We start from the raw sequence: 10,355 nt of genomic DNA, 5'->3' as shown, positions 1-10,355 counted from the left end.
TACCAGGACTCTTTTTCTCAGCTTTGTCAGCTTTCTCAAGTTCTAAAGCGTATAGCGTAGAAAAATGCCCAACCGAGAACCCCGCCTCAAAAACAAACACAGATAAGCCCATTACAGCCAGTACCCTAAATAACGTTGAATCCTTTAATTGTTGTGAATACGAGTACGTACGCAACTCATGGACTTGCGCCCCAACCACAGCGATAGCATTGTTAGTGACAGCAATGGATAACACCAGCACGGATAAAGCCCGCAAAACTCGCTTCATAGCCAAGCCACTCCACGCAATAACTGTGATAAGTTGAGAGTTAAGAGCCCAAAAACAAAGTATCCATAACTCTCAAAGAAGCCAAGAGTTTAGTGTCTATTCCAACAGCAAATAGTATAGAAATGATTTTTGACATCCTCCCCGCCGTGAAGAGGGTCTCGCAAAACTCCATCGCAAAACTCCAATAGCTCGTTCCCATGCTCTGAAGTCGTTATTCCCGCGAAGGCGGGAGTCCAGCGCCAACGGTGGATCTCTGCCTTCTCGGGGATGACAAGGCCAGGGGGGCACCGGGCAGTATGGTTCTGAGGTGAGTCAGTGTGGATTCCCGCCTTCGCGGGAATGACGAGAATTAAGTCGGGAATGACGAGAGTCAACTCGTTCGCACGTTGGAGAGAGTTTTGCTACACCCTCTAGAAGTACTGGCTTTTACGCTCATTCGATAAAAACTGATTCTTATGAAATAAGTACCTGACCAGTTGGTTCAAAGACTTTCAGGAATACACACTTCCCCTTCAACTGATTCCATCACTCCCCGACCAGAATTTCAAAGGTCTTTGAATCGACTAAAGCGTGGGAGTCTCCATTGGGTGTTGCAAAAGAAGCTTTACAATCTTTGCTCTTCTTAAAATACTTGCCGTATGTCTTGAAACCGTTATTCACAAAACGGCAAAAATATTCCGGTACCTTGCTTATTTTTTTACCAGAACTTGAAAAGCTATAACCGGCAATAATGGCCTTCTCTGGCAGATCATCTTCAAATGCCTGCCAGCGAATATTACCATCGACCGCAGGAGTCAGGTAATCGGAAGCGATGCTGCCATCCTGATTAGTAGCGACGAAGCCACTTTTTCCACTGGTACCAATGTATGTACAATACTTATCAACTCCCTCTCCTGCCAGTGAGCCCAGCATAAATTCTTTGTAAGGCTTTCTGGGAGAACAAAAGTATTTCTGAACTTCGATGCTGACTGTTCCTTTATCTTCTTGCAATGGCACTTCCTGCCATATCACAGGAGACGGTCTGCTTTCATGAGCTTTCTGTCGTACAGGGATAAAGTGGGATATATCGCCTGCTGGCTCAGCCTCAGCTGTCAGGGCTGCACATCGATACTCGCTGCTATGAGCTCCATCGTTGTACCATTGGACTCCGGGACTGGCCCCATCTTTACACAGGCTTTCATGACGCAAACTTCCAGACAACAGTATTGTTGATGCAAAGGGTAGTAGATTCCAGAGCCAATCCTGAAATTGATAGGAGACCTTGTCATAAGTAACATTAATCTGATAGTACTTTTTGTCGCTGACCAGAATATCTCTGGGTAACAAAGTTTCATCCCCCAACGACACCAGGAAATTATCTCTTTTTCGACTCGATAACAGACATCCGCTGACATTATCGGGTGTGTTTGCCAGCATACCAACCAAGGTACTGATCTTGCCATTGAGCATGAACTTGACTCGACAAAATCCGGTCAGTTGCTGATCATTGCAGCGGAATTTTTTGGTTAAAGGTTTCGGCAGTGGAGAAATACAAAGCTCGGTTGCTGACCCAATGGGATAAACCGGATCGTATGCAGTATTCAATGGAAATAGTGCCGGTTGAACTTTGCCTTCATCAAGGTGCAGGGGATGGGCATCAAGCAAGGTCGCCCTTGCCCAGAGGTACTTCAGTTTTTTCTTCGCATCAGCATAGTTATCCTCATCGACACTAAAAGGAAGCAGATTGTGCTGATCAATGATTGTTTTCTGATAGTGTTCAGGAACCTTCGTCGTCTGCATCAATGCACTGGAATTGCTGCTGGCAGTACTCTGATTTGATGATAAACCCACACAATTTCCTTTCTCAACATTTGAGTCGTCTTCAGTATTTGTCTGAAAAGAATGTGAGACCAGGTAATAAGTTACCCAAGACGCAGTCCCGCCCAATGCAAAACCGATCAAGAATATTGCAAGTTTATACTCTCCTGGTTTATCTAAATTCGACTCCATAAGCACCCCGATGTTTTTCTCTCCACCCGCAAAAGCTATACCATTAAAAGTGACAGAAACGGATAACACCAGCACAGGCAAAACCCTTAAAACTCTTTCCATAGTTAAACTCCCCGACGGTAACTGCGATATGGCGAAGAGCCTATGAATTAAGGCCCCATCACACTCAACAAAGCCGGAAGTATAGTGTGTCTTTCAGCGGCCAACTGTATATAAACGATTTATAAAAACTGATTCTTATGAAGTCTATTGCATGGCACATGCGTTCAATGATTTGACAGTTTGATAAAGAAATAACCCTATATATAATCTCTGCCTGCTTCTCCCTTATTAAAATCAGTATTTATCTTCAATTTGCGTGAGCCCCCCACCGAACTAGAGGATGTCAATTTAGTATTTACGTACCAATTTATTTATTCCTGAATAGGGGGGGTGGGTTTTATTTACGCAAAATGGGTAAGACCGGCACTTTTATTAATTTCGACTATAATTGACAACCTTAATTAAAATCATAAACAGGATATAAGATACTATGGATATTAAAAAGCTGAGGACAGCGTTAACAAAAACTTTATTAATAAGTGTTGTATTAAAAAAACCTCAATTTAAAGCACTTGTACTTGCTCTTTTGTATACAGCCTCTCCGGTTCAGGCAGAAAATGAAGAACAAAAGCACTATTATCAGCTGGTAAGAAAAAAACTGCTGGATATCTCTCTGCTGATTAAAAGCAGCCATTGTACTGATTCAGCTAAAGCCCAATTACCTGCAACCTATGGCTATGCCCATTGGTTGAAATGCAGAGACAATTTTAGTTTTTACACCCATGTCAGGGAGGACCTGACAAGAGTTGATTACAATAAAAAAATCTATCGTTACCTTGAACTGGAAAGGTCCACCGGACGCTTTACAACTCAGGCCTCTAACGTGTTAAGCCTTCACGACCTGCTTGAATATGAGCCTGAAGATCCCAATGCCACGCCTTCTTTCTGGCAGTATGTTGACCGCATAAACGTTGAAGATAAAACAGATATAACCGGGCTACTTTTTCAGTACTTCACTGAATACCCCGAAAAACTGATACAGCTTCTTAATTCAAACATTATCTATCCGCTTCCAGGTTTTTTTTCAAGACGAGACAATACCTCAGAGCTTTATTCAATGGCTATGCAAATAAGGCTTATGCTCCTTGACAATGAGGGCTCTGTACCAAAACCGAAAAACGACTTTATCCTGGCCTATTCGGTAACACCAGTTAGTGATCCAATGCAGGAAGATCCCGCAACAAGTAACAATCAGGAATCAGAAGAAATATGGACACAATTGACAGATCAGGAAAAAGAATTCGTTGGAAGGCTCAACGATGCACTTCATCTGGGTATGGCTTTCACTCTGGCTGATCTGTATAAACGTTTATCACAAGCACTAAGCACTACTAACTTCGATAATATGACAACAGCTGAGCTGTTAGACATTATTGAGAACAAGCCAATCAATGGCGAGAAAGAACTGGCTGCCTGGGAATTGCATAAATTATCCAGCTCGGTCATTCAACTAAAGGGGGCTGTGTTTGAAACCATAAAATCAACTTACATGAACTCAGTTCCCTGGCTGCGACAGAGACAGACAATGAGGTTGATGCTGGACCCGGACCGGGAGCTGGAACAGCAACGGAAATTTGCACGGGAACAAGAGCAAGCCCTGAGACTGTTTGTCAACCGGCACATATCAAGTATTAATGCTTTAGTGCGATTGCTTCCGGATCAGAATAAGACACAATTGCCCTTTAAACCCCAGGATTCTGTTACGCTCAGTGGAGTCAGCTATTCAGCTCTGAAAAACGCTGCGAACAAATATAAAAACGGGCAAACCCAACAACAATGGTATAGTACAGAAAATCAAGTTCCCCCTTTTACATCGACACCTGATTTCTCAGATTTCAATGCCGATCATCGCAGCAGGGATGACAGCGAGAAACCCCGGGGGTTCTTTATGATCAGCGCGGGTAGTAATAGACTTCCAGAAGGAATCAAGGAAGTCGTTGTTAACTCTCCCATTACAGCACCTGAGTTGCTCAATGAAGGGATTGCCAAGCTTGACACTGATGACATAAGCATTTCGAAAATGCTGCAGGTGATGTTCAGCATTGGTTTTCTGCGCCCCGGTTACAGTGAGATCGATACCATAAATTTCATTGCTGCTTATAGCTACTCTCCCCTGCACAGCGCACTATGGACATTGATCTTTCATGCGATCGGCGTTGGCGATGCAACGGTCCATCCCCATATGCATTACATAGGTGGTTATAAAAGAAAATTCATATTTAACCATCTGGCGCGTGAAGATATTGCGCAGCAGCTATCGACCATTTATCAGAAACTACAAACGAATACCACAGACGGGTCTGAATATGCCCGGCAACTCAATGAATTTCTCGAACAAAAACAGCTGACATTGGGTGATACTCCCGGTGATGGACATTGCTTTACCCATGCGCTGGCACAGCAATTACCGGGTTACGATGAAGAAAGCATAAGACGTGCGTTACAAAACTTTCTTGCGTCCCCCTCAAACTACCAGGGTTATGTTCCCGAAAGCATTATGTCCTTGGCCCCGGAACTTTTAGCCCAGATATCATCAGACGGGCCAGACGGCTGGGTTGATATATCCATGGCTGCCTTCGCTTCACTGGCATTCGGCAGGAGCGTTGTTGTAATACACCCGCAATTCAACCATAGCTCTGATTTGCAGGTGACTGTGTGGAACCAGGGCCAGCCGGAAGACATTGACCCTGCCGATGTACCTCAACATATTGATAATGCGTTGATCTTAGTATTCATCAATACAAACCACTGGACTTTTGCCTATCAGCAAGATCCTTTCCCCGGTCAACCCAATATCATTAACGTTGACGAATTGCCCGATGTTCCTTCTTTGGAAAATAACTTAGGGAGTAACGGTTTCCGGTTTTTCATGCAGCAATAAAAAAGACAAAATACTTCAATCCCGTTGTACCCGTGCAGGTGATTTTTTCAGGTATAAAAAAACCCGGAATCAACCGGGCTTTTTTATAAGACACAAGTTGCTTATTTTCCAAGCTTCTTGCGAATGGCCTGCAGAGTTCGCAGCTGGGCAGCAGCTTCAGCCAGCTGAGTGGCTGCACGGGAGTAATCAAACTCACCGCTCTGATTAGTCAGCTCCTGTTCAGCCAGTTTCTTGGCCTCTTCAGCTGCAAGCTCATCCATATCGTCTGCACGCAGAGCCGTGTCAGCCAGAACCTTAATCTGGTTAGGCTGTACTTCCAGAAATCCACCTGAGATGTAGAACACCTCTTCTTCGCCGCCCTGGGTGATCAGGCGGATTGGACCCGGATTCAGATCAGTCAGCAGAGGCGTGTGGCCAGGGGCAATACCCAGGTCACCCAGAGAACCGGTAGCAATAACCATCTCTACCAGTCCGGAGAAGATCTCCTCCTCGGCGCTGACGATGTCACAGTGAACCGTGATCGCCATTTGTGTCACCTCCTCTTATGTCCTCGAATGGACGGTAGACCGGAAATGATTGAGCCATTCCCGGTACGGGGTGACGCTCCTGAAAAGCAGAGCGTCCCGGCCATTACATGGACTTGGCTTTCTCGATCGCTTCCTCGATGCCGCCTACCATGTAGAACGCTTGCTCTGGCAGGTGATCGTATTCACCGGCCAGAATACCTTTAAAGGCACTGATGGTGTCTTTCAGGGAAACGTACTTACCAGGTGCGCCAGTGAAGACTTCCGCAACAAAGAATGGCTGGGACAGGAAACGCTCAATCTTACGAGCACGTGTGACCGTTTGCTTGTCTGTTTCAGACAGTTCGTCCATACCCAGAATTGCAATGATGTCTTTCAGCTCTTTGTAACGCTGCAGTACGGTCTGCACACCACGAGCCACGTCGTAGTGATCCTGACCGATAACCAGAGGATCCAGCTGACGGGAAGTAGAATCCAGAGGATCGATCGCAGGGTAGATACCCTTGGAAGCGATGTCACGGCTCAGTACAACTGTCGCATCAAGGTGCGAAAAGGTGGTCGCCGGAGACGGGTCAGTCAAGTCATCCGCAGGTACGTATACGGCCTGGATAGAGGTGATAGAACCGGTCTTGGTGGAAGTAATACGCTCCTGCAGTACACCCATCTCTTCTGCCAGAGTTGGCTGGTAACCTACCGCAGATGGCATACGACCCAGCAGAGCAGATACTTCAGTACCCGCCAGGGTGTAACGATAGATGTTGTCGATGAACAGCAGTACATCACGACCTTCGTCACGGAATTTCTCAGCCATAGTCAGGCCTGTCAGAGCAACACGCAGACGGTTTCCGGGTGGCTCATTCATCTGACCGTAAACCAGAGATACTTTGTCGATTACGTTAGAATCGGTCATCTCGTGGTAGAAGTCGTTACCTTCACGAGTACGCTCACCGACACCCGCGAAAACAGAGAAACCGGAGTGCTCGATCGCAATGTTACGGATCAGCTCCATCATGTTTACGGTTTTACCAACGCCGGCACCACCGAACAGACCTACCTTACCACCTTTCGCAAAAGGACAGACAAGATCGATGACCTTGATGCCGGTTTCCAGCAATTCGTTGGAAGCGGACTGCTCTGCATAGGTGGGTGGTTTACGGTGGATGGACGCACGCTCTTCTTCACCGATAGGTCCCTTCTCATCGATAGGGTTACCCAGAACGTCCATGATACGACCCAGAGTCTTGGTACCTACAGGTACCTGAATCGGTTCACCACTGTTAGCCACTGTCAGACCACGGGATACACCTTCGGTGGAACCCATGGCGATAGTACGAACAATACCGTCACCCAGCTGTTGCTGAACTTCCAGTACCAGATCTTTGTCTTCGACGTTCAGAGAGTCGTAGACTTTGGGAACACTTTCCCTGGGGAATTCGACGTCAACGACGGCGCCGATGATTTGTAAGATACGACCACTACTCATAGCCTTTCCTCTACCCTTTAATCTTTTATACAGCCGCCTTATTTACACCGCTGCAGCGCCACTGACGATTTCGGACAGTTCCTGTGTGATTGCAGCCTGACGAGCCTTGTTGTAAACCAACTGAAGGTCATCGATCAGATTGCCGGCGTTATCTGTTGCGTTCTTCATGGCAATCATTCGCGCGGCCTGCTCACAGGCGTTATTTTCTACTACTGCCTGGAATACCTGGGATTCGATATACCTGACCAACAGGCCATCCAGCAATTGTTTGGCATCAGGTTCATAAATGTAATCCCAGGGTCTTTTCAGTGACTCATCTTCATCTGGAACCAGAGGCAACAACTGCAATACCTCAGGAGACTGGGTCATGGTGTTGACGAAGCGGTTGTGAACAACATACAAACGGTCAATTTCGCCGTTTTCGTACTTGTCCAGCATCACTTTTACACCACCGATCAGATCAGCAATGTTGGGTGAGTCACCAATATGTGTTGTGGCTGCTACGACGTTCCCGCCGTAGCTACGGAAAAATCCAACAGCCTTGCTGCCGATCAGGCAAAGATCTATTTCAGCACCCTGATCTTTCCACTGAGTCATACTCTCAATGGTTTTCTTGAACAGGTTGATGTTCAGACCCCCACAGAGGCCCCGATCCGTGGAAACGATGATAAAACCGACACGCTTCACCTCACGTTCTGTCATGAAGGTGTGCTTGTACTCGGCATTGGCGTGAGCAACATGCCCTACAACCTGACGGATACGCTCGGCATAAGGGCGGCTGGTTTCTCTCCGCTCCTGAGCTTTACGCATCTTACTCGCCGCCACCATTTCCATGGCGCTGGTGATCTTCTGCGTACCTTTAATGGACGATATCTGCGTCCGGATCTCTTTTGCGCCTGCCATTATTCAGTTCCTCAAGCCAGGCTTTCGAGGCCAGTGGCCAGTAAGCCAGCTTTACTGACCACTGACCACTGACCACTGAAAACCGTTACCATGACTGGGTGGCCTTGAACTTCTCAATAGCCGCTTTGATACCCTCTTCAATTTCACCGTTGTAATCTCCAGATTCATTGATGCGAGCCATCAGCTCACTGAATTCAGAGTTCACAAAGCTCAACAGGGAAGCTTCAAAGTCCAGGATCTTGTTTAACTCAACACCTTCCAGGTAGCCTTTTTCAGCGGCGTAGATGACAACCCCCATGTCAGCAACAGACATTGGCGCGTACTGTTTCTGCTTCATCAGTTCAGTAACACGCTGACCGTGTTCGAGCTGCTTGCGGGTAGCTTCATCAAGGTCAGAGGCAAACTGGGCAAACGCCTGCAGTTCACGGTACTGAGCCAGAGCCAGACGGATACCACCACCCAGTTTCTTGATGATCTTGGTCTGGGCAGCACCACCTACACGGGATACAGAGATACCGGCATTCATCGCAGGACGGATACCCGCATTGAAGAGATCGGTTTCCAGAAAGATCTGACCATCGGTAATAGAGATTACGTTAGTCGGTACGAAGGCTGATACGTCACCTGCCTGGGTTTCAATGATAGGCAGAGCCGTCAGGGAGCCGGTCTGGCCTTTCACTTTACCATCGGTCAGCTTTTCAACATGCTCGGCGTTTACACGGGAAGCACGCTCCAGCAGACGGGAGTGCAGGTAGAATACGTCACCCGGATAAGCTTCACGGCCCGGTGGACGACGCAGCAACAGAGAGATCTGTCGATAGGCCCAGGCCTGCTTGGTCAAATCATCATAAACAATCAGGGCATCTTCACCCAGATCGCGGAAGTATTCACCCATGGAGCAACCGGCAAAAGGAGCCAGGAACTGCATGGATGCCGGATCAGAAGCACCTGCGGCAACAACAATAGTGTGTTCCATGGCGCCGTGCTCTTCGAGCTTGCGTACCACGTTGGCGATAGAAGACTGCTTCTGGCCAATCGCTACGTACACACACTTAATTCCAGTTCCTTTCTGGTTGATGATCGCGTCGATGGCCAGAGCGGTCTTACCCGTCTGACGGTCACCGATGATCAACTCACGCTGACCACGACCAACAGGAACCATGGCGTCAACGGACTTGTAACCTGTCTGAATCGGCTCGTCGACAGACTGACGGGCAATAACGCCTGGCGCTACTTTTTCGATTGGCGACGTTTCAGTAGCTTCAACGGGGCCTTTGCCGTCGATGGGGTTACCCAGCGCGTCAACAACACGTCCGAGCAACTGCCTGCCAACAGGTACTTCAAGAATTCGTCCGGTGCACTGAACAGTCTGGCCCTCAGCCAACTGACTATAGTCACCTAATACAACGGCGCCGACGGAGTCCTGCTCCAGGTTCAACGCCATACCGTATACACCGCCGGAGAACTTGATCATTTCTCCGTACATTACGTCTTGCAGACCGTGTATACGAACAATACCGTCAGTGACACTGACGATGGTGCCCTCATTGCGGGCTTCACTGGACACATCAAGCTGCTCTATGCGGCTCTTGATGATGTCACTGACCTCGGAAGGATTCAGTTGCATAGCTTACCTGCCAAACTTTTTACTTAAAAAAAAGTAATTATGAAATCATCGCATCGGCAAGCTTGGTCAACCGCGAGCGGACACTGCCGTCGATAACGAGGTCTCCAGCTTTCACGATGACGCCGCCGATCAGGTAGGTATCTACCTGTGTATGCATTCGTACTGATCGACCAAGTCGTTTTTCAACTTTCTTTGCAATTTTGTCCTGCTGTTCATCGGACAGCGGGAAAGCCGAAGTGACGACTATATCCTGATAACTCTGATCTTGTGCTTTCATCTGCTCAAAGATCGCGTCGATCTGGGGAAGCAGAAAAATCCGTTTTTTATTCGTAAGGATCCGAATGTAATTCTCGACTTCAACCGAAATACTGCCTTCGCACAGTTTGATAAAGGCGTCTGCCTTCATCTCCCCTGTGGTGGACGGGTCTTTCAGCATCCTGCCCACAGCCTCACGCCTGGATACACTCGCACATAACGTTAGCATCTGAGACCATTCATATAACTGATCGTGCTCTTTTGCTATCTTGAATGCGGCTTTGGCGTAGGGACGGGCACATGTAGTCAATTCCATGGTCAAT

The 10,355-nt window shown here is 47.5% G+C and carries 9 protein-coding genes (1 of these 9 cut by a window edge); 1 reads left to right on the top strand and 8 read right to left on the bottom strand.

Translation table 11 applies throughout. From position 1 onward, the window contains the following. The 3 genes from P6910_RS00225 to P6910_RS00215 all read right to left on the bottom strand — a co-directional run. Window positions 1-268 carry the 5' portion of a hypothetical protein gene (locus P6910_RS00225; protein WP_317144286.1) on the bottom strand. 1,292 nt of this gene lie to the left of the window's left edge, so only the first 268 of its 1,560 coding nucleotides appear in the window; the start codon lies at window positions 266-268; its stop codon lies off the left edge, out of view. 89 nt (window positions 269-357) lie between these two features. Then, entirely contained in the window at window positions 358-642 is a 285-nt protein-coding gene (locus P6910_RS00220) for a hypothetical protein (protein ID WP_317144285.1), read from the bottom strand. Window positions 643-793: 151 nt separating this feature from the next. Further along, the gene (locus P6910_RS00215) at window positions 794-2,359 is read right to left on the bottom strand and encodes a hypothetical protein (protein WP_317144284.1); all 1,566 of its coding nucleotides are present in this window, start codon (window positions 2,357-2,359) and stop codon (window positions 794-796) included. Window positions 2,360-2,789: 430 nt separating this feature from the next. Here P6910_RS00215 and P6910_RS00210 point away from each other — a divergent pair, with 430 nt between their 5' ends. Beyond that, window positions 2,790-5,240 carry a hypothetical protein gene (locus P6910_RS00210; RefSeq protein ID WP_317144283.1) on the top strand — a complete coding sequence of 817 codons (2,451 nt, stop codon included), beginning with the start codon at window positions 2,790-2,792 and terminating at the stop codon, window positions 5,238-5,240. Between the two features lie 101 nt (window positions 5,241-5,341). Here P6910_RS00210 and P6910_RS00205 read toward each other — a convergent pair whose 3' ends face one another. The 5 genes from P6910_RS00205 to P6910_RS00185 form a co-directional block, all read right to left on the bottom strand. Further along, window positions 5,342-5,767 (bottom strand): F0F1 ATP synthase subunit epsilon, encoded by a 426-nt coding sequence (locus P6910_RS00205; protein ID WP_317144282.1) that lies wholly within the window; start codon window positions 5,765-5,767, stop codon window positions 5,342-5,344. 103 nt (window positions 5,768-5,870) lie between these two features. After that, entirely contained in the window at window positions 5,871-7,247 is a 1,377-nt protein-coding gene (gene atpD, locus P6910_RS00200) for a F0F1 ATP synthase subunit beta (RefSeq protein WP_317144281.1), read from the bottom strand. Between the two features lie 42 nt (window positions 7,248-7,289). After that, window positions 7,290-8,150, bottom strand: a complete 861-nt coding sequence (gene atpG, locus P6910_RS00195) for a F0F1 ATP synthase subunit gamma (RefSeq protein ID WP_317144280.1) — start codon at window positions 8,148-8,150, stop codon at window positions 7,290-7,292. 85 nt (window positions 8,151-8,235) lie between these two features. Beyond that, window positions 8,236-9,777 (bottom strand): F0F1 ATP synthase subunit alpha, encoded by a 1,542-nt coding sequence (gene atpA / locus P6910_RS00190; RefSeq protein ID WP_317144279.1) that lies wholly within the window; start codon window positions 9,775-9,777, stop codon window positions 8,236-8,238. Window positions 9,778-9,814: 37 nt separating this feature from the next. After that, complete coding sequence (locus P6910_RS00185; protein WP_317144278.1) at window positions 9,815-10,348, bottom strand: F0F1 ATP synthase subunit delta; 534 nt, start codon at window positions 10,346-10,348, stop codon at window positions 9,815-9,817. Between the last annotated feature and the right edge of the window lie 7 nt (window positions 10,349-10,355).

The organism is Endozoicomonas sp. 8E (assembly GCF_032883915.1).
In the GTDB taxonomy this organism is placed as follows: domain Bacteria; phylum Pseudomonadota; class Gammaproteobacteria; order Pseudomonadales; family Endozoicomonadaceae; genus Endozoicomonas_A.
This window is presented reverse-complemented; position numbering and strand designations above follow the sequence as displayed.